This is a genomic window from Trueperella bonasi (assembly GCF_030811535.1).
Taxonomy (GTDB): Bacteria; Actinomycetota; Actinomycetes; order Actinomycetales; family Actinomycetaceae; genus Trueperella; species Trueperella bonasi.
The window spans coordinates 473283-491642 of sequence record NZ_JAUSQX010000001.1 but is presented as its reverse complement, the minus strand read 5'-3'; the positions used below and the strand labels follow the sequence as shown (position 1 = coordinate 491642).

Sequence of the window (18360 nt, the reverse complement as noted above, 5' to 3'; positions counted from 1 at the left end):
TGGCTAGCCGTCGATGCTGACAGCGAGTATCCCCCTTTTTTCACGCGAGGCACGATACCTGAGCCGGATTTGAGGGGTTTGCCGGTTAGAGGTTGCGTTCCTCGCGGGTCACCATCGACCACGCACGCACGCCGCCCTGCATGCCCGCCATATTCGGTACGAAGTTCACGCCGGGCATGCGGGCGCGAACGGAGTTGGTGATGTGCGCGGCATTCCCGCCGCCAATATAGAGCGAGTCCCAGCGGAATACCGGCCACAGTGATTCCACGGCTTTGAGCACCCTGCGTGACCACGCCGAGTCACCTAGCCGCAGCCGCTCGTGTTCACCAACAACATCGTCGTACACGAGCCCCCAGCGCATCGGCGCATGGGAAACCTCCAAATGCGGGGCGAGCGTCCCGTTATCCAGATAGGCCGAGCCGAGCCCGGTTCCCAGAGTCAAAACGAGTTCGAGCCCGCGGCCGGAAACGATGCCGGCCGCAGCGACTTCGGCGTCGTTGAGAACGAGGGCGGGCACGCCAAAGCGGGCTTCGAGCGCGGCCTGCATGTCTTGGCCGGTCCACGCGTGTTCGAGGTTGGGCAGAATTCGCGTGTGTGGGCCTGCCCGGCGGATGTAGTGCGGCGTGTACACAACCACGCCGCGGCGGATCATCCCGGGCATCCCGAGCGTGATGCGATGAAAATTTGGCCGCGTGCCAGCCTCGATATCCTCGAGTTGGGCCTCGATCACCCGAAGCATGTCCTCGGGTGAGAACGGGTAAGGAACTTGAGTGCGCACAACGCCGCTGAGTTGAAATCCCCCGGCATCCAAGAGGGTCGACTTGATGCCACCTCCGCCGCAATCAACGGAAAGCGTGACAAGTCGTGTGTGATCCTCGGTTCCCATAGGAAAGACCGTAGCGCAAAAGTCCTGACATTCGAAACTTCGGCCAAGCAGTAGGCTAGTGCCATGAGGATTCGCTTAGATCTTGCCTACGACGGCGCCAACTTTCACGGTTGGGCCACCCAGCCGGGTTTGCGTACGGTGCAGGGTGTGTTGGAGGCCGTGCTCTCGACAGTTTTGCGGGAGCCGATCGCGTTAACGGTTGCGGGGCGCACGGACGCCGGCGTGCACGCGGCGGGGCAGGTGGCGCATTTTGATGTCGACGACGCCGGGTGGGCGGCTCTGCCCGGACGTTCGGCGCGCGAGCCGGGGGAGTCGCTCGTGCGCAAGGTTAATGCCATGACGGCTCGCGATGCGCGGGGCCCACAGGGGTATACCGACGTGGTGGTGAAGTCAGCGCGCGAGGTGCCCTCCGATTTCGATGCGAGGTTTTCCGCTTTGTGGCGGCGATACTCCTATCGGATTGCCGACGGGGCGAACAATTGGGATCCGCGTCGCACGGACGTGCTGTGGGTAGAACGGGAGCTTGACGTTACCGCCATGAACCGCGCCGCGAGGCCGCTGCTGGGGGAACACGATTTCCTTTCCTATTGCAGACCTCGCGAGGGAGCATCCACGGTGCGGACTTTGCGCAAGCTAGAGTTTATCGACGACGCCGGTCTCATCGTTGGCATTGCAGAGGCGGATGCGTTTTGCCACTCGCAGGTGCGCACTCTCATGGGCACGCTGATTGAGGTCGGCCGTGGTGTTCGAGGTGACGACTGGCCCGCACGCAGACTAGCGGAAGCGTGCAGAAACGGGGAGGTCGTCGTCGCTCCTCCTCATGCCCTGACGCTCGACGCCGTTGGCTATCCAAAAGCTGAAGACTACGCAGCTCAGGCCCAGGCGGCGCGCAGATTCCGCGGCTAGGGCGGTAGCGAGCTTCACACCCGCGGATCTTTGACATGGCAGCAACTGTCGGTATGCTTTTCAGTGCAAAGAAGCCCCCTGGCAGCCCGCCAAGGGGCTTTCGTGTTGCCTACGGCAAAGTGCCGTTGCCAGAACTCATCTGGAGACCAGCTAACCGGCTGGTAGAGACAATAGAAAGAGGTGTCATATGAGAATCGCGCTTGTTGCCCACGATGGTAAGAAGCAGGAACTGCTGGAATGGGTGCAGTTCAATTGCCCCGTGCTCAAGGAGCATATTCTGTGCGGTACGGGAACGACGGCGACGCTGATTCGCAACGAGACAGGCCTCGACGTCGAAATCTTGAAGTCCGGGCCTAAGGGCGGAGACGCCCAGATTGGTGCGCGCATCGTGGAAGATCGTCTCGATGCGATGTTCTTCTTCTGGGATCCCGAAACTGCCCAGCCCCACGATCCCGATGTGAAGGCGCTGTTGCGCCTTGCAACTCAGTACAATATTCCTGTCGCGATGAATCGCGCGACCGCAGACATCCTTGTGGGCAGCCCACTGTTCTACGAGGACGGCTACGAACGCGCTGTATACAACCCGGACATACGGGATCCGTACGCTGTGATTGACAATGTGGAGCAAAAAGTTATTGTCTAGCGTGGCATAATGCAAGCTGCGAGGGGACGTCTCATCCGAGGCGTCCCCTTTTTCACGTGCTAAGACGGGCGTCGCACCCTGTTCGGCGCCGCTAGTAATCGTTGAGAAATCAACCAAAACAATAATCAGGTAACCCGTGCCTTATCTAATTCCTGTGATTGATGTTTGTGAATGGCGAGCCTTCTCGCTCAATGTTCAGCTCACTATTCGCAAGAGAATGACAGCTAAGTGAAAAATAAAATTTTAAAGCGGCTTATGGCGGGTGTTGGAGCGCTCGCGATCTGCGGCGCAGGTTTTTCAGTTAGGTGCCAGAATCGAGTGCCACAAACGACGACGACATGCCTCAGCCCCTGACCTGGATGGGCGCTCATCGAGCCTTTACCGGTTAGCGGTATCAACCAGCACATGTGATTTCAACGGTGATGGAAGCCAGACATCTTGGTTGGCGGTTATGCGGCAAACCCCGACGGTTTCAAAAAGTCCGCAGCGGGAATGGGCTGGGTGCTTTTCGGCGACGTGCGCGGTCCAGAAACGCAAGAAACGGTGAGAACAGATCCGGACGCTACCAACGAAATGGCCGTGTACGCCGGTGGCAGTGATCGTGGCTGGTGGATGAACGGTGAAGGAACCCCAATGGCGGTTTCGGCGTCGCCACTAAACGGAGCCCAGCGAGATGTCTACATTGGCGATACGCGAATTAACAACAGCGGCAGGCATTTGGTTTCAACACCGATGACGGTCCGAAGGGAAGCGGTGTGCATGCGCCGAACTAGAAACGGCATGCGCAGACCAAACTAGAATCCTAGGACACACGTCAATCGGTGCGGAACTAGCTACGCATCAGTACTGTGGATGCCGCCAAGGCGCTCGCGGTTCTTGAGCACGTCTATCGTCAGCTGCAGGGCAATCTCAAGCGAATCCTCGTCGATGCCAAAACGCGGGTTGTGATGGCCGGCGTCGAAACCCTTTTCTGGATTACCCGCGCCCACGAATATGTAAGTTGCAGGTGCGACACGCGAGAATTCGGCGAAGTCCTCGCCGCCAAGCATCGCCGGATCACTAATAATTTTGCCCGGATAACGCGCCTCGGCAAGCTCGCGCACGATCGCGGTGCGCTGGGGATCATTCCACACCATCGGATACCCCACGAGGTAGTCCAGCTCGATCTCCATGCCGGGATTGGCCCGTTCGGCAGCGGCAACAAGATCGTGCATGATTTCCTGGACTTTCACCTGCACGTCGTCGTTATGTGTGCGCACCACGCCACCGATTTTGGCGACGGGCGGGATCACGTTGAGCGCATCGGCGCTACCGGCCTCCATGAACGTCGTCGTAACGACGGCGGGCTCCAACCCCGATACGCGAACCGAAGCGATGTTCAACAACTGGTTGGTCATATTCGCGGCTGCCACCGTGGGAGAAATCGAGTCTTCAGGCGTTGAGGCGTGTGCGCCTTTACCCTTGAACGTCATTTCCCACAGATCAGAGTTCGCAGAAGCGGGGCCTTCCTTGATGTCAATCGTGCCGATCGGCAAGGTCGCCCACAGGTGGAAACCGAAAATATAGTCGTAATCATCGAAAAGGCCGGTGGCGACCATTTCTTTAGCGCCGCCCGGTGGGGTCTCTTCAGCATGCTGGAAAATCCCGACGATCGTACCCGTCATGTCTTCCAGATTGTCCTCCACCCAGGCCATTGCCGAAAGCACCACTGCCATGTGGCCATCGTGCCCGCAACCGTGCATCCGGTTTTCGTTCCTGGATGCGAACTCGAGATCGGGGCGATCTTCACTCATGATGAGCCCGTCGGTGTCGGTGCGCAGGCCGATCTTCGGGCCCGGACGGCCCGTATCGAATACCGCGATCATCGAGGTAGGCGTGGGATGCGAAAGCTTGGCGCTCGGCGCCCGTTCGGTGAGAACTTCGCGCAGATACTTCACTGTTTCGTGCTCTTCAAATGACGCCTCCGGGTACATGTGCAGGTGGCGCCGCCACGCGATCATATCTTCAACATATTTGGCTGTATCGCTCATCGATATCCTCTCCTGCAGTTAAAACCGATCATATGCGTTTGTGAAGCGTATTGTTTGCCTAATTGGCTCTGACCGGCTGCTATCCGCATAGCTACAGATAGATTGGGCCGCCCGGGCCCACGGGCAGGCCGAGTACGTACCAAATGATCATCATCACGGTCCACACGGCGCCGATCGCAATCGAGTATGGCAACAGCGTTGCAATAAACGTTCCCATACCAAGCTTCTTCACATATCGCTGCGCTACGGCAAGCACGAGTGCGAAATACGGGAACATCGGCGTGATCGGATTCGTGAAGCCGTCACCTATACGGTAGATCACCTGCGTAAACGCGGGATGGTAATCGAGCAGCATCATCATCGGTACGAAAATCGGCGCGAGAATCGCCCACTTTGCCGAAGCCGAACCGATGAACAGGTTAATGAACGCCGAGATCACAATGATTCCCACAATAAGAACGATGCCGTTTTGGCCCTTGAGCAGATTAGCTCCGTGAATCGCCAGGATCGCGCCCATGTTCGACGCCGTAATATAAGCCAACATCTGGGAGGCAAAGAAAACGATCACTATAAACGAGGCCATCTGTGCCATTGATTCGGTCATCATGCGCGTAACATCCGAAGACTTCTTGATCGTGCCAGCCTTAATTCCGTACACCAACCCCGGAACGAAGAAGAAAATCGCAAGCAGCAGTCCGATGCCGTTCATCAATGGCGAGTTCGTGGTAATTGAACCGGTTTCAGCGTTCCGCATAAAAGAGTTTTCTGGAATTGTCACGGCAATGACGAGCACTGTCATCACGAGGATCGAAACGAAGGCCCAGCGATTAGCCCTGCGCTGGCGGTCTGTGATTTCAAGCGACGTCGATCCGACGTCCTCACCCTCGGAAGGATCGTAAACACCGAGACGGGGGATGGTCACCTTGGACGTGATCACCCAGATGACGGGAAGCAGAACAAATACGGACGCAGCAATGAAATACCAGTTCATGGCCACGTTTGTTTCGATCGTTGGGTCGATGAGCTCTGCGGCGGGTTGTGTAAATCCCTGAACAAGAGCATCAGACATCCCCAACAAGAGATTCGCGGCGAACCCACCAGTTGCTGACGCGTAACCAAGAGCCACGCCTGCGATCGGATGCCAGCCCATCTTCAAAAAGATCATTGCCGCCAGCGGAGGAAGCACGATCGGTGCGGCGTCTCCGGCAACGTTGCCAAGCAGGCCGATAAAAGCAATCGAAGGAATGATGAGCACCTTGGGAGCCGACGTCGCAGCGTTCTGTAGCGCAACCTCGAACCATCCCGAACGCTCGGCAACACCGATTCCGAGCATGACGATCAGCACCATGCCAAGCGGCGGGAACGCACCAAAGTTCTTAACAGAATCGCCGATCACGATCCGCATGCCGTCCGTGCTGAGCAGGTTGACGGCCGTGAGCGTTTCCCCCGTGCCCGGATGTACTGCGCTCCAGTTGGCCAATCCCGCCACGGCAGATAGAAGGAGCACGCCAACGCACAGCAAGAAGAAAATAACGATCGGATCAGGGAGCTTATTACCTGTCCATTCAACAAAGTTGAGGAAACGGTTGAGCAAACCTTTCCGTTGTTTGACTTCTTGTGAAGATTTCTGGCTCATCGAAGGCCTCCTTGTGCTAAGTCTTTCCAAGGTTAGAGCACATTGTAGTGAATGGGGAGAATTTTCCATGCAGTGGACTGGCACGTAGCCCGCTCACAGCGATCAGACAAAGGGGTTAAAGAACCGCCCGTCGTTCACATTCAGTAGAACAATAGCGGCACCAACAGCCGTTATGCCAACAAGAACGACGGCGATATCAGCGGCTTTGAGTGAACGCGCGGCAAACCAAGTGCGCTTGGAATTGCGGCCAAAGCCGCGTAATTCCATCGACGCGGCGATTGTTTCAATCCGGTCAAAAGTCGATAGCAAAAGCGGCATAAGAATTCGCGCAACGTTTTTGATCCGCGTACCAAGGCTGACCTTTCGGGAAATATCCAATCCGCGTGCTTGTTGCGCAAGCGATACGGTTTTGAACTCACGTTGTACGTCCGGAATGAATCGCAAAGCTAAAGCAACCGCATAAGAAAACCGATAGGGCACCCCGATCTTATTGAGCGAAGATGCGAACTCGGACGGAATCGTCGTCGCAACGAATACGAGAACGGCGGGCAATACTGCGAAGTATTTCAGCGTCACCAACGACTGGTAATACAACTGCTCCCAAGTAAGATTCCACCGTCCAGGCCCATCCCAGATCATATGGGTCGTGCCGAAGAGTTCGGTTCCGTACATGGGGGAGAACACGTAGATCATCACGTTATTGAGCACCATGAACACGGCGATGATGGTAATCACTACCTTCATGTCCGAAAATTTGATGTGAGAGGCGAACCACAGCCCGATATTCATCGCGGCTAGCACCACCAGCAGGCGCACATCAAAAGTAATGGCTGCGGCAATAATGAGCATAATGACGAGCAGGAGTTTTGCAGTGCCAGTCAGCCGGTGTACCGGGCTGCGGCGCTCGATGTACCCCAAGAGTGCCTTAGCCATTGAGATCCCCCGTTCCTACCTGGCCTCGCTTTTTGCGGTCTACCGCCAAGAATCGGCGTACCAAACGCCCCGGATCGACGCCCACGCGCTTGGCGATTGTGAATAGGCCGGTGGTGACGAGGTCGGCACGCCGTGTCACCTCCGGCGTGGTTTGCACAACAGACGGGTGCGCGTCCGCAATGATCCGCCCGTCCGAGATCACGAGGTTTCGATCGGTGTATTCAAGGGCCAGATGCATGTCATGCGTAATCAGGATGACTGTTGTGCCGTTCCCGTTTAATTCGCGCAAGAAATCCATGAACTCGGTGTAATGGCGAAAATCTTGGCCAGCTGTCGGTTCGTCTAAAATGAGAATGTCGGGGCCAAGTGCGAGCATGATCGCGATCGTCACGCGCTTCTTTTGCCCGTGCGATAGCGCCGAGATCGGCCACGAGCGCATGGCCCATAGTCCGCACACTCTCATCGCCTGATCGGCCCGTTGCGTGATGTCGTCATCGGCTAGGCCGCGGGCCTTCAGGCCCAGTTCGATTTCTTCTCGCACGTAGGGTGTGGATATCATCTGTCCGGGTTCTTGAAGCACGAAGCCGACGCGTTCACCCTGCTCCGCCAGCGACCACGTGGCCGCGTCCTCACCATTGATGGTGACCTTGCCTGCATTGGGCTCTACAAATCCCGCGATTGCGCGGGCAAGCGTTGATTTGCCGGCTCCGTTTGAACCCACGATCCCGATCATAGATCCTGTTTCCACGTGCGTGGATACGTCATTGAGCACCCGAATATCCGGTAGGTCACCGTTTTGTTCGTAGGCCACGCTCAGATCGACGACGTCGATCGCCCGGCTTGCACCTTCCCGCTCGGCTGGGGCCTGGTCGGCTGAGGCTTGGTCGGTTGGCTTCAGTCCGGCTTGTGTCTCAGCGCTATCCGGTTCGGTGTCGACGTCCCCAGCCCACGTACGAAGCCGAGCCTTGTCGGCGTCGGAAAGGATCGTCGTCGCCGCATTCGACGGCTGCATCTCGGGGAGGATATCAATCCCGGCGTAGCGCAAGGCCGTGACGTGCAGGGGCGGGCGGATGCCGTTCACCTCGAGCAGGCCGGAAGAAATGAGCTTGTCAGGTGGGAGATCGGCGAGAATTTCGCCGTCGTTGATGAGCACGATGCGATCTACTGGCCGGTGGAGCACCTCTTCGAGGCGATGCTCCACAATAATGATCGTTTTACCAAGATCCGTGTTCAGACGGTCGATAAGCTCGATCGTGTCCCTGCCGGAGGCTGGATCAAGCATGGCGAGGGGTTCGTCGAAGAGCAAAATGTCGACGTCGTCCACGAGCACGCCTGCCATCGCCACACGCTGCTTTTGCCCACCAGAAAGGTCCTGGGGCGCAGATTCGAGCTGGTCATCAATCCCAACCCGGCGCGCGGCCTCCACCACCGCTTCGCGCATTCGCTCCTGAGGCACGCCCTGATTTTCCAGCGAAAACGCGATATCCTCGGCCACGGTGAGCCCGACGAATTGATCGGCAGAGTTTTGCAAGACCGTACCCACATGCCGCGACACGTCCACGAGCTTGGCCGCGCTGGGGTCGAGGCCTGCGACGCGCACGCTACCACTCTCAATCAACCCGTCGTGATGATTGAACGCGAGGGAATTGAGCACGTTCATGAGCGTGGACTTCCCACACCCGGATCGCCCAACGATCGCCACCTTTTCGCCCGCACGAATCACTAGATTCAGGCCGTGTAGCGTTGGATCGGCTTGACTGCGATAGCGAAAAGTGAAATCGCGAAGTTCGATAAGTGGTTCCGGCATCGTAAGACCTTCTGATGGCCTAGTCTTCTTGGCGAAGAGTGCCCGAAGAGGTGCGGGTGCGCGCGTAGATCGCCAAGATCATCGTGCCTAACAAGCAGGTGATAATCGAGTTGGATCCGAAGGCCATAGCCCCCTGCGTGAATACTTTGTTCGCCGGCTCCGAATAAATCAAGATATCGCCAAGTGGGGCAACAAGGATCCATGCCACCGCATGGGCGATAATCACGCCGAGATTGAACCGGACGATCGTCTTGGTTCCGAACTCGCCATCGCGGATCTTGTTACCGATCAGCAGTGCACCCAAGATCAGGCCGAACACTCCCGAGGCGATTTCCCACGAGATCCAGATACCCCATGTGGCATCTATAAGAATATGGCCGATGAAACCGGTGAGCGCCCCAACAATGGGGCCGTAGAGCACTGCAAAGACTGCAAGCACCGCATATTGCAGGCTGATATTCGTATTTGGGATCGGGGAGGGAATAGCCACAAACCGACCAAGTACAAAAAATAGGGCTGCGCCGATTCCGATGGCAACAACCTGAACAACCGGGCTGACTTTTCGCGAGTTAATCATTGTGTCTCCTCAATATAAAAACTGCCGTGAGATAAAACTAGGCGGGATGTCCAAGCGTGATATGCCAATTCGGGCCGGTGGAAATATCGAAAGCCCGCGCATACGATCCACGATTAATTGCAATCGCCATGCGGTCAAGTGAGTTGACGTAGGCGAGCGACTCGCCAACCTCAACCGAAGCAAACGATGGCACATAAGTGACGTGATTGGCGTGCACGGTACCATCTTGATGGCTGACGTGAACTCGCACCCGATCACCGAACTCGAATCCGAGTGACAGGAACTCCTCTCGCGGGATCGATGTCCACAGTGAGCCGTAACGCACGTCGAGCGCGTCGACGATGCCGGTGATAGCGCCGTCGTCGATTACAGTTGTGCGATACGGCAGGCGAACGATCGAAGCCGGATCGCATTCGGGGCCCACCTCAGCGTAGCTAATAATTCCTGAAGCGAGGCGCGCACCCGTGAATGCGTACACATCTCTACCGTGGAACGTGTAGGACGCTTCGGAGCCCTTGAGCCGGTTCAGTGTTTCGTCAATTTCGCGCACCTCGGCAATCCCATGGATGGAATCAACGTGTGTGAGCGTGCCATTATCGGGTGTGACGATGTAGTGACCGGTTGCGGTTTTAGCCACGACCGAACGGCGATCCGAGCCAACGCCCGGGTCGACCACAGAAACGAAAACACTGCCCTGCGGCCAATAGGCGATTGACTGCGCAAGGCGGAATGAGCCCTCCCAGATATTGTAGGGCGGAATATTGTGTGTCAGATTATGGATCTGTAGATCGGGATCGGTTGAAAGGGCGACGCCATACATCGACGCGACGGCGCCGTCCTCGAGACCAAAATCTGACTGTGTAACTAGCGGATTCTTATTCGACTTCACGTGTGACATCGTAGGATTTTTGCGGTTCTTCGGCGGGCCCGTATCAGCTTGTGGACGAGGACGTCTCAACGGGTGGCGTCGTGGTGTTGGCTGGCTGGTGCGGTTGTACGATGGCCGGCCGTCCGCCGTCGTTTGGGTTAATCCTGCCACAGAGGGCCGCAGACCTTTGACCTCGTTAGTGGCGCGCGGATAGACTGGCAAATCGTTGTGCCATGATGCTTTCCCACTCGTCGCGGCACGGCGAATAAGATTTGACCATTGGCATATAGCGGTCAAGCCATTCCGCTAGCCAACACCTGAGAAGAAAAGGCTACGCAAGTGCGCACTTTTACACCAAAGGCCGGAGACATCGAAACCAAGTGGTACGTTATCGACGCCACCGATGTTGTGCTTGGCCGCCTGGCAGCTCAAGTTGCCCCTCTGCTACGTGGGAAGCATAAGCCGACCTTCACTCCGAATGTCGATTGTGGCGATCACGTCATTATCATTAACGCGGACAAGGTCGCACTGACCGGCATGAAGCATGAGCAGAAGATGGCCTACCGCCATTCCGGATACCCGGGTGGGCTTAAGGCCACGTCCTACGCTGAACTCCTGGAGGAGAATCCCGAGCGCGCCGTTTACAAGGCAGTCGCTGGCATGATTCCTAAGAATACTCTTGGGCGTAAGCAGCTGACGAAGCTCAGGATCTACCGTGGAGCTGAGCACCCGCATTCCGCTCAGCAGCCTGAGGTCTACGAACTCAAGCAGCCCGTCAAGTAACCACTGGCAAGAATTTTTTATTGAAGGAGAACCGTGGCAGAGACCACCGTTGAAACCGAAGAGCTCGAAGACTGGAGCTTGTATAATACCGACCCATCCGAGGAAGAGGCCACTCGTGGAGCTTCCCTCATGGCTCCCGGAGCCGGCCTTGGACGCCGTAAGGAAGCTGTAGCTCGCGTTCGCCTCGTTCCTGGCTCCGGCCAGTGGACCATTAATGGCCGCTCGCTAGAAGATTACTTCCCGAACAAGTTGCACCAGCAGCTCGTCAATGATCCGTTCACGCTTCTTGATCTCAAGGACCGTTTCGATGTTATCGCTTTGATTAGCGGCGGCGGTAGCTCCGGCCAGGCCGGCGCCCTACGCCTAGGCATCGCGCGCGCTCTTAACGAGATCGACCGCGAGGCGAACCGCCCGGCCCTGAAGAAGGCTGGATTCTTGACCCGCGACGCTCGCGCAGTTGAGCGCAAGAAGGCAGGACTCAAGAAGGCACGTAAGGCCTCACAGTACTCGAAGCGCTAATTTTCGCAGAGCACTGGCAGCTCGGCGTTGCAAGTGCATCACTCAACGGCCCGGAACCGGATGGTTCCGGGCCGTTTTGATGTTCAGATTGTGCAGGTCGAACATTTGGAGGACGATTTTCGAACGATCCCCATATATAGCAAGATCGGCCTGGAAACATCCCTCAAATGTTGGCCACACAACGCGTCGGCCACATTGTGGCAAACCGCTAATCTTACTTTCACTTCCTTAGCGCAGACTCGTGCAATACTTTTACCAATACATAAGGCTGGGGCTTAAGGAGAATAATTTATGGCACGCCTTTTCGGTACTGATGGTGTACGCGGGCTAGCAAATCGCGAGATCACCCCAGAGTTCTCACTGATCCTTGGGCAGGCGGCAGCACGTGTCCTTGCTGAAGAAGCCGATGAACGGCCAAAAGCTATCATCGGCCGTGACACTCGCCAGTCTTCCGCGATGATTTCGCACGCGGTGGGCGCGGGCCTGGCCTCTGCCGGCGTGGATGTGGAGCACGTGCGAGAGATTCCAACGCCCGGAATTGCCTACCTCACCTCGGCCCGCGGATACGATCTGGGCGTAATGATCTCCGCCTCACACAACGCAATGCCCGATAACGGTATCAAGTTCATCAATGCCAAAGGTTTTAAACTCGATGACGCGATTGAGGACCGGATCGAAGCCACCATGACCAATCCGTGGGAGCGTCCGATAGGTGCTGACGTTGGCCATATTGACGAATCTTCCGAGGTTTCAGACCGCGTTTACATGGATCACCTCGTGCGCTGTGGTGCCCCACTCGAGGGCCTTTCGATCGTGCTCGATTGCGCAAACGGAGCAGCATCGCGCGTGGCGCCGAAAGTCTTCCAAGAACTGGGCGCCGACGTCGTCGTGATCAACGCGAGCCCAGATGGGCGAAACATTAATCTCAACTCGGGTTCGACCCACACCCACCGCCTCCAAGCGATGGTAAAAGCGGCCGACGCCGATATGGGCTTCGCATTCGATGGCGACGCCGACCGCTGCCTGGCCGTCGACCACTACGGCCAGCTCGTCAACGGCGATGAAATCCTAGGCCTCCTTGCCCTTTCTATGAAGGAAAGCGGCACCTTGCCAAACGACACGCTGGTGATCACCGTCATGTCGAATCTTGGCTTGCGCCTCGCCCTCCAAGACAAGGGCATCAAATACGAGGTCACCGGAGTGGGGGATCGCTATGTGCTCGAGGAAATGCTACGAGGCGGTCATATCCTTGGCGGCGAACAGTCCGGCCACGTTATCAACCTCAACCACGCAACAACCGGAGACGGCACACTCACCGCGATCCTGGTCGCATCGGAGATCGCTCGCCGGCAGGAACCGCTGGCGCAGGCGGTGTCGTTCATTGAAGAGTTGCCACAGCGCCTGATTAACGTCTCAAATGTGGATAAGACGCGGGTCAATGAGATCGACGACGACGTCGCCGCCGCCGAATCTGAACTTGGCGACACCGGGCGGGTGCTCATCCGAGCCTCTGGTACCGAGCCGCTCATTCGGGTGATGGTCGAAGCCAAAACACAGGATAAGACCGACGACGTGGCCGAACGCTTGGCACGTATCGTCCAGGAAAAGCTTTCGATCTAGACTTTCCTGAGCGCAATCTTTTCAATCCTGTGCTGCTCACCTTTGGTGAGGATCACCGTGGCCCGTGACCGCGTGGGTGCAATGTTTTCGCGTAGGTTAGGCAGATTGATTGAGGACCAGATCTGATGCGCGGTGGCTTCCGCTTCGTCGTCGCTGAGATTGGCGTAGGAGCGGAAGTATGAATCCTCGTGAGAAAACGCTGTTGAACGTAGCGAGCGAAAACGCGAGACGTACCACTCGCGTAGCGAGGCCTCGGAAGCGTCCATGTAGATGGAAAAGTCGAAGTAGTCAGATACCGCAAGCTGCGGACGCGACTTGGGGTGAGCCGGTTGCAGAACGTTAAGTCCTTCAACGATCAGGATATCGGGCTTGCGGATGACGATCTTTTCCCCTGGCACAATGTTGTAGGACACGTGGTCATACACAGGCACGTCAACTTCTTCTTCTCCCGATTTCACGCGGTGGAGGAAGTCGATGAGGGCGCGGCGGTCGTACGATTCGGGGAACCCTTTACGCCCCATGAGTCCGCGTTCTTTGAGCACCTCGTTGGGGTGGAGGAAACCGTCGGTGGGCACGAGGCCGACGTTCGGGGTGTGCGGCCAGCGGGAGAGTAGCTGTTGCAAAAGCCTCGCGGCCGTAGATTTCCCGACGGCGACCGAGCCGGCAATCCCCACGATCCACGGTGTTCGCTCGGCTTGGCGGCCGAAAAAACCGCTGGTTTCTTTGTACAGCAGGCCAGTGCATTTGGCGTATGTTTGCATGAGCGCTGAAAGCGGCCGGTAGATCGCGTCGGCTTCTTGGAGGTCAATCGGATCGCCAAGTGTGGATATGCGGTCAAGGTCTGCCTGCGTGAGCGGCAATGGTGTGCTTTGCGCCAGTTCGGCCCATTCGTCGTGAGAGAAGGTGACGTATGGGGAGATCTCATCGTGTGCCATTCCCTAAGTGTGCCAAGATCATGCCGAATTCGCACATTTTCTTGGTGGCATTGGATCGCGGGAGTTCAGCTTGGTTTATGTGTGCTCCGCGTAGGATAGGGGATGTTGAGGGGAGGGTTATGGGCCGAGGAATCGAGTTGGGCTCTGAAATGGATCTGCCAACAGAACCGGGATTGATGGCACTCACCGATGCCGACGTCGCAGATCTGTGGCTTGTACCCGGCGAAAAGGAACACAAATACACTCGCGGAGTCGTCGGTTTGCTGACTGGTTCGCATACCTACCCGGGCGCCGCCGTTCTTAGCGCTGCGGGCGCGCTCGCCGCCGGGCCCGGAATGGTGCGATATCTCGGCAATTCCCCGCTCGTTGTCCCAGCGTTTCCGGAAGTCGTGCCCGCCGCCGGGCAGGTGCAAAGCCTCGTGATTGGCTCGGGCCTGACTTCGCTCGCAGAGGCGAGGGCACGCTACGATGCGGCTCTTGCGGCTGGGACGCCCCTCGTGCTGGACGCCGGCGGGATTGAGCTCGCCTACGAGCGCGACCTTCCCGAACATGTGGTTCTCACCCCGCATGCGGGCGAGCTCTCGGCGCTACTTCGCGCAAAGGGCGAGGCTGTTACCCGGGACGACGTGGAGGCCCGGCCAGCGTGGGCAGCCAAGCAGGCCGCTCAGCTAACGGGAGCGACCGTTCTCGCCAAGTTCGCAACCGACGCCGTCGCCGCTCCTTCCGGTGAACTGTACGCCCAACCGGGTGGGCCGGGATGGGCAGCAACCGCGGGAGCCGGCGACGTGCTCGCCGGGCTCGTGGGGGCACTTTTGGCGATGCACGCGCACGATCTACAAACCGGCGATTTGCAGGGCATCACGCCCGCGAAGCTTGCCGCCGCCGCATCCCACATCCACGCTCAGGCGGCGATCGCGGCTGCCTGCTCGCAGGGTCGCGTGGGCCGCCCAATCCGCGCGAGTGAGATCGCCGCGCACATCCCGCACGTCATCGAAAGGATCTTGAATGACTAGCTTTCCGGCCCGCGCACTGATTTCCCGAAGCGCGCTCAGCCAAAACCTTGCCGTACTGCGCGCCTCCACGTCGAGTGAGCTCATGGCGATCCTTAAGGCCGACGCTTACGGGCACGGGCTGGAGCGAATTGCGCGCTGGGCTTTCGACGACGGCGTGCGGTGGTTCGGCGTCGCGCAACTGACCGAAGCTATGCAGCTGCGAGAGCACCTGCCAAGCGCGCGCATCCTTACGTGGATCTTCACGCCGGGCACCGATCTTTCGGCGGCTTTGCGCGCCGATATCGACCTTTCCATTGGCGCGGCGTGGGCTCTCGACGACGTCGAAGCTGCGGCTCACGCAACGGGGCTCACGGCGCGTATTCACGTGAAGGTGGATACCGGAATGTCTCGCGGCGGGCTCATGCTCGCGGACGTGGCAAAGGCTTCGGCCCGCATCGCTGAACTTGAAGCAGAGGGGGTTGTGAGCGTCGTCGGGCTGTGGTCACACCTTGCTTGCGCCGACGAACTACCTGCCCCAGGTCAGTCAACTAACGGGAAAACCGAAACTCAAATTGCGGTGTTCGAGCAGGCACGTGCGGCACTGGCGAGGGCGGGCGTGACGCCACACATCCTGCATCTGGCGGCATCCGCCGGCGTGCTATGGCATCCGGCCGCGCACTACGATCTGGTCCGGCCCGGCATCGCACTTTACGGCATCAGCCCGAATCCCGCGGTCCAGCGCGCATCCGAACTTGGCCTGCGCGGACTCATGCAACTCGAGGCAGGCATCTTCTCCGTCCGCGACGTGCCGGCGGGCACGGGAGTTTCCTACGGGCACACCTATGTGACGGGCCGGCCCGCACGCCTCGGCGTTGTGCCACTTGGCTATGCCGACGGCGTTCCTCGGCTTGCTTCCAACGCCATCAACGTGCGGGTGGGTGGGCAAATGTGCCCAATTCGAGGCCGGGTGTGCATGGACCAATTCGTGATCGAAGGCACGGGCCTCGAGGCAGGCCAGACGGCAATCTTGTTGGGCGACGAAAGAAATGGCCTGCCGACGGCCGATGACTGGGCTGCGGCAACGCACACGATTGGATACGAAATCGTTACCCGCATAGGCCGGCACGTCCCGCGCGTGGATGCGTCTTAGGAAGCGCGTACAATGATCGACGAAAGGTAGGAGATATGACTCGCATCGTTGTTCCAACCGTTGATGACATCCACCGCGTGGGTAGAGCCATCGGCCGCCACGCCGCGCCCGGCGATCTGGTGATGCTCAACGGCCCGCTCGGCGCGGGTAAAACCACGATGACGCAGGGAATCGCTGATGGACTCGAGGTAACCGACCACGTGTCGTCGCCGACTTTCGTGATTGCCCATATCCACCCCGGCCGGATCGACCTTGTCCACGTCGATGCCTATCGCCTCGAGTCAATCGACGAGCTCGACGCGCTTGACCTCGACGCCTCGCTCGAGGATTCGCTCACCGTCGTTGAATGGGGTGCCGGCAAAGTGGAAACCCTGAGCGGCTCGCGGCTTGAAATCGACATTGAGCGGCCCGTCGGTGGTCGCGCGGATATGGAGGAGCTTGGCGCTGACGAGACGCGAACCCTGACGGTGCGCCCACATGGTAGCCGCGCGGAGGAGCTGGCCCGCGCCGTCGTCGCCGAAGTACAGGATTTGGTGGAAACATGAAACGCCTCCTGCTCGCCCTTGCCATCCTTCTGGGCATCGCCACGCCCGCATTCGCGGCCCCCGTTGAGGACCCCGCGAAGGTTCCCGATGCGGTGGCAGCCTGGTTCTCGGAAAAGGCGCAGGCGACCGTGCGCTCGTATGGCCAGCAAGCCTTTCCAGATCTGATGGTGGAGGATATTGCTGCGCTGACCGTGGGAAGCCCACAACTGACTTCGGTCATGGGAAATGGCAAAACTCCGGAAACGGCCATCCAGCCAGCCTCAAGATGGATCGCCCCGATAATGAGCGGCGAATCGGCAGTGGGGGCGGTCTCGGTGAATTTTAGCGATGGGATCGCCGGGGATGAGATCGTGCGCGGCGATGCCCGCCTCGGTAGCGCGATCGCGCGCGGAAATAAAGACACGAATCTTGTGTGGGACACGCGGTTCGACGCGTGGTATCTTCAGCGCGGAACGAGGATCGAACCCGCCGATAGCGCCGGCGCCAATATTGTGCTTGGATCGGTGCCGCTCGGCGATTTCTTAAAACAGCGCGAACGCATCTTATCGGGCCCGGAGCCGGTGAGTGCACAGGCCGAAGATCCAATCAGGCCGGCGGCCAGAGATGGACGTAGCTTCGCGTTGACCTTGGCGATGATTTTAGGGGTGATCGCGATTCTCGTCGGCTCGCTCGTGTGGCTGCGAGCCGAGCAACAAGGGCGCGAAGGGGCCCAGAATTCAGATGAGCTCTCGGGTACGCAGCGAACGGGCAGCCAAGGCGATTCCGCCTCCAAGACCCGCTTTAGGGATTCCGCAAAGAAGATCAACGTTTACAGGACCAAGAAGGCGAAGGACGACAGTGATTTACCTGACGATTGATACCTCGACGACGATCGCCGTGGGCGTGTGCACGTCCGAGATGGGGCAGCACGTCGAGCTTTCGCGAGCCGTGAGTGATTCAACGCGTGAGCACGCCGAAAAGCTGGCGCCGCTCGTCGAGCAGGCACTTGCCGATGCGGACGTGGCCAAGCCGGGCGCCGTCGTCGTTGGAACCGGGCCCGGGGCATTCACTGGGTTGCGCGCCGGACTCGTGACCGCGCGCACGCTCGCGCGGGCATGGAACGTGCCGGTGTACGGGCTGTCCTCGCTGGAGATTCTTGGGCTTGCCGCGGTGGATGCGGGCGCGCAGGAGGTCGTGCCGCTGATCGACGCCCGGCGCCGCGAGGTGTACGCGATGCGGGTGCGGCCGATGGGCGGCGACGACGTGGCGGTGATTGCCGATCATGCGGTGATGAAACCTGCGGATCTTGCGGAGATTTTGCGCCGTGAGCCCGCGATACTTGCCGCGACTGGTGCCGATCTGTATCCCGAACTGGATGACGTGCGCGGGGTTGAGCGCGAAATTGTGGAGGTCACGCCGGCTGTGATGGTCCGGCTTGCCGAATCGCGGCTCGCGCGGATCGATGCGGGCGAAAAGGTATCGCTCGATACGGAGCCGCTCTATCTGCGCCGGCCGGATACCCAGGGCGGAAGCCCGCAACCGGCGGCCTAG

The 18360-nt window shown here is 58.7% G+C and carries 19 protein-coding genes; 11 read left to right on the top strand and 8 right to left on the bottom strand.

Going from position 1 to position 18360, the window contains the following annotated elements:
- Positions 1-85: 85 nt before the first annotated feature.
- Positions 86-886, bottom strand: coding sequence for an ROK family protein (locus J2S70_RS02280; RefSeq protein ID WP_307682130.1), 801 nt, complete (start codon positions 884-886; stop codon positions 86-88).
- A gap of 63 nt (positions 887-949) precedes the next feature.
- Here J2S70_RS02280 and truA point away from each other — a divergent pair, with 63 nt between their 5' ends.
- The 3 genes from truA to J2S70_RS02265 all read left to right on the top strand — a co-directional run bounded on the left by truA (position 950) and on the right by J2S70_RS02265 (position 3233).
- Positions 950-1792 carry a tRNA pseudouridine(38-40) synthase TruA gene (gene truA / locus J2S70_RS02275; RefSeq protein ID WP_307682129.1) on the top strand — a complete coding sequence of 281 codons (843 nt, stop codon included), beginning with the start codon at positions 950-952 and terminating at the stop codon, positions 1790-1792.
- Between the two features lie 187 nt (positions 1793-1979).
- Positions 1980-2435, top strand: a complete 456-nt coding sequence (locus J2S70_RS02270; RefSeq protein WP_307682128.1) for a methylglyoxal synthase — start codon at positions 1980-1982, stop codon at positions 2433-2435.
- A 438-nt stretch (positions 2436-2873) separates the two neighbouring features.
- Positions 2874-3233, top strand: a complete 360-nt coding sequence (locus J2S70_RS02265; RefSeq protein WP_307682127.1) for a hypothetical protein — start codon at positions 2874-2876, stop codon at positions 3231-3233.
- Positions 3234-3268: 35 nt separating this feature from the next.
- Here J2S70_RS02265 and J2S70_RS02260 read toward each other — a convergent pair whose 3' ends face one another.
- The 6 genes from J2S70_RS02260 to J2S70_RS02235 all read right to left on the bottom strand — a co-directional run bounded on the left by J2S70_RS02260 (position 3269) and on the right by J2S70_RS02235 (position 10316).
- The gene (locus tag J2S70_RS02260; RefSeq protein ID WP_307682126.1) at positions 3269-4465 is read right to left on the bottom strand and encodes a M20 metallopeptidase family protein; all 1197 of its coding nucleotides are present in this window, start codon (positions 4463-4465) and stop codon (positions 3269-3271) included.
- A gap of 91 nt (positions 4466-4556) precedes the next feature.
- A complete protein-coding gene (locus J2S70_RS02255; RefSeq protein WP_307682125.1) occupies positions 4557-6101 on the bottom strand; it encodes an AbgT family transporter in 1545 nt (514 codons plus the stop codon).
- A gap of 102 nt (positions 6102-6203) precedes the next feature.
- The gene (locus J2S70_RS02250) at positions 6204-7034 is read right to left on the bottom strand and encodes an energy-coupling factor transporter transmembrane component T family protein (RefSeq protein ID WP_307682124.1); all 831 of its coding nucleotides are present in this window, start codon (positions 7032-7034) and stop codon (positions 6204-6206) included.
- Positions 7027-8841, bottom strand: a complete 1815-nt coding sequence (locus J2S70_RS02245) for an ABC transporter ATP-binding protein (protein ID WP_307682123.1) — start codon at positions 8839-8841, stop codon at positions 7027-7029. Before J2S70_RS02245 ends, J2S70_RS02250 begins: the two co-directional genes overlap by 8 nt.
- A 19-nt stretch (positions 8842-8860) precedes the next feature.
- Positions 8861-9418, bottom strand: a complete 558-nt coding sequence (locus J2S70_RS02240; RefSeq protein WP_307682122.1) for an ECF-type riboflavin transporter substrate-binding protein — start codon at positions 9416-9418, stop codon at positions 8861-8863.
- 37 nt (positions 9419-9455) lie between these two features.
- A complete protein-coding gene (locus J2S70_RS02235; RefSeq protein WP_307682121.1) occupies positions 9456-10316 on the bottom strand; it encodes an SAM hydrolase/SAM-dependent halogenase family protein in 861 nt (286 codons plus the stop codon).
- A gap of 309 nt (positions 10317-10625) precedes the next feature.
- Here J2S70_RS02235 and rplM point away from each other — a divergent pair, with 309 nt between their 5' ends.
- From rplM to glmM, 3 genes are all read left to right on the top strand, one after another.
- Positions 10626-11069 carry a 50S ribosomal protein L13 gene (gene rplM, locus J2S70_RS02230; protein ID WP_307682120.1) on the top strand — a complete coding sequence of 148 codons (444 nt, stop codon included), beginning with the start codon at positions 10626-10628 and terminating at the stop codon, positions 11067-11069.
- Between the two features lie 78 nt (positions 11070-11147).
- Positions 11148-11588, top strand: a complete 441-nt coding sequence (gene rpsI, locus J2S70_RS02225; protein WP_407702645.1) for a 30S ribosomal protein S9 — start codon at positions 11148-11150, stop codon at positions 11586-11588.
- Between the two features lie 291 nt (positions 11589-11879).
- Entirely contained in the window at positions 11880-13208 is a 1329-nt protein-coding gene (gene glmM / locus J2S70_RS02220; protein WP_307682118.1) for a phosphoglucosamine mutase, read from the top strand.
- On the opposite strand, the gene coaA is transcribed toward glmM, so the two are convergent.
- Complete coding sequence (coaA, locus tag J2S70_RS02215) at positions 13205-14143, bottom strand: type I pantothenate kinase (RefSeq protein WP_307682117.1); 939 nt, start codon at positions 14141-14143, stop codon at positions 13205-13207. The two genes, glmM and coaA, sit on opposite strands and share 4 nt — an antisense overlap.
- A gap of 119 nt (positions 14144-14262) precedes the next feature.
- Here coaA and J2S70_RS02210 point away from each other — a divergent pair, with 119 nt between their 5' ends.
- From J2S70_RS02210 to tsaB, 5 genes are read left to right on the top strand one after another with little or no spacing between them, the layout of a single operon-like run.
- Complete coding sequence (locus J2S70_RS02210; RefSeq protein ID WP_307682116.1) at positions 14263-15156, top strand: ADP-dependent NAD(P)H-hydrate dehydratase; 894 nt, start codon at positions 14263-14265, stop codon at positions 15154-15156.
- Positions 15149-16285 carry an alanine racemase gene (gene alr, locus J2S70_RS02205; protein WP_307682115.1) on the top strand — a complete coding sequence of 379 codons (1137 nt, stop codon included), beginning with the start codon at positions 15149-15151 and terminating at the stop codon, positions 16283-16285. The genes J2S70_RS02210 and alr overlap by 8 nt, the downstream gene beginning before the upstream one ends.
- Before the next feature lie 35 nt (positions 16286-16320).
- Positions 16321-16830 (top strand): tRNA (adenosine(37)-N6)-threonylcarbamoyltransferase complex ATPase subunit type 1 TsaE, encoded by a 510-nt coding sequence (gene tsaE, locus J2S70_RS02200; protein WP_307682114.1) that lies wholly within the window; start codon positions 16321-16323, stop codon positions 16828-16830.
- Complete coding sequence (locus J2S70_RS02195; RefSeq protein WP_307682113.1) at positions 16827-17687, top strand: hypothetical protein; 861 nt, start codon at positions 16827-16829, stop codon at positions 17685-17687. The genes tsaE and J2S70_RS02195 overlap by 4 nt, the downstream gene beginning before the upstream one ends.
- A complete protein-coding gene (tsaB, locus tag J2S70_RS02190) occupies positions 17668-18360 on the top strand; it encodes a tRNA (adenosine(37)-N6)-threonylcarbamoyltransferase complex dimerization subunit type 1 TsaB (protein ID WP_307682112.1) in 693 nt (230 codons plus the stop codon). The genes J2S70_RS02195 and tsaB overlap by 20 nt, the downstream gene beginning before the upstream one ends.

Bases quoted from the DNA above. Each gene is read 5' to 3' on its own strand.
- J2S70_RS02280 (WP_307682130.1), bottom strand. From the start codon at position 886: ATGGGAACCGAGGATCACACACGACTTGTCACGCTTTCCGTTGATTGC.
- truA (WP_307682129.1), top strand. From the start codon at position 950: ATGAGGATTCGCTTAGATCTTGCCTACGACGGCGCCAACTTTCACGGT.
- J2S70_RS02270 (WP_307682128.1), top strand. From the start codon at position 1,980: ATGAGAATCGCGCTTGTTGCCCACGATGGTAAGAAGCAGGAACTGCTG.
- J2S70_RS02260 (WP_307682126.1), bottom strand. From the start codon at position 4,465: ATGAGCGATACAGCCAAATATGTTGAAGATATGATCGCGTGGCGGCGC.
- J2S70_RS02255 (WP_307682125.1), bottom strand. From the start codon at position 6,101: ATGAGCCAGAAATCTTCACAAGAAGTCAAACAACGGAAAGGTTTGCTC.
- J2S70_RS02250 (WP_307682124.1), bottom strand. From the start codon at position 7,034: ATGGCTAAGGCACTCTTGGGGTACATCGAGCGCCGCAGCCCGGTACAC.
- J2S70_RS02245 (WP_307682123.1), bottom strand. From the start codon at position 8,841: ATGCCGGAACCACTTATCGAACTTCGCGATTTCACTTTTCGCTATCGC.
- J2S70_RS02240 (WP_307682122.1), bottom strand. From the start codon at position 9,418: ATGATTAACTCGCGAAAAGTCAGCCCGGTTGTTCAGGTTGTTGCCATC.
- J2S70_RS02235 (WP_307682121.1), bottom strand. From the start codon at position 10,316: ATGTCACACGTGAAGTCGAATAAGAATCCGCTAGTTACACAGTCAGAT.
- glmM (WP_307682118.1), top strand. From the start codon at position 11,880: ATGGCACGCCTTTTCGGTACTGATGGTGTACGCGGGCTAGCAAATCGC.
- coaA (WP_307682117.1), bottom strand. From the start codon at position 14,143: ATGGCACACGATGAGATCTCCCCATACGTCACCTTCTCTCACGACGAA.
- J2S70_RS02210 (WP_307682116.1), top strand. From the start codon at position 14,263: ATGGGCCGAGGAATCGAGTTGGGCTCTGAAATGGATCTGCCAACAGAA.
- alr (WP_307682115.1), top strand. From the start codon at position 15,149: ATGACTAGCTTTCCGGCCCGCGCACTGATTTCCCGAAGCGCGCTCAGC.
- tsaE (WP_307682114.1), top strand. From the start codon at position 16,321: ATGACTCGCATCGTTGTTCCAACCGTTGATGACATCCACCGCGTGGGT.
- J2S70_RS02195 (WP_307682113.1), top strand. From the start codon at position 16,827: ATGAAACGCCTCCTGCTCGCCCTTGCCATCCTTCTGGGCATCGCCACG.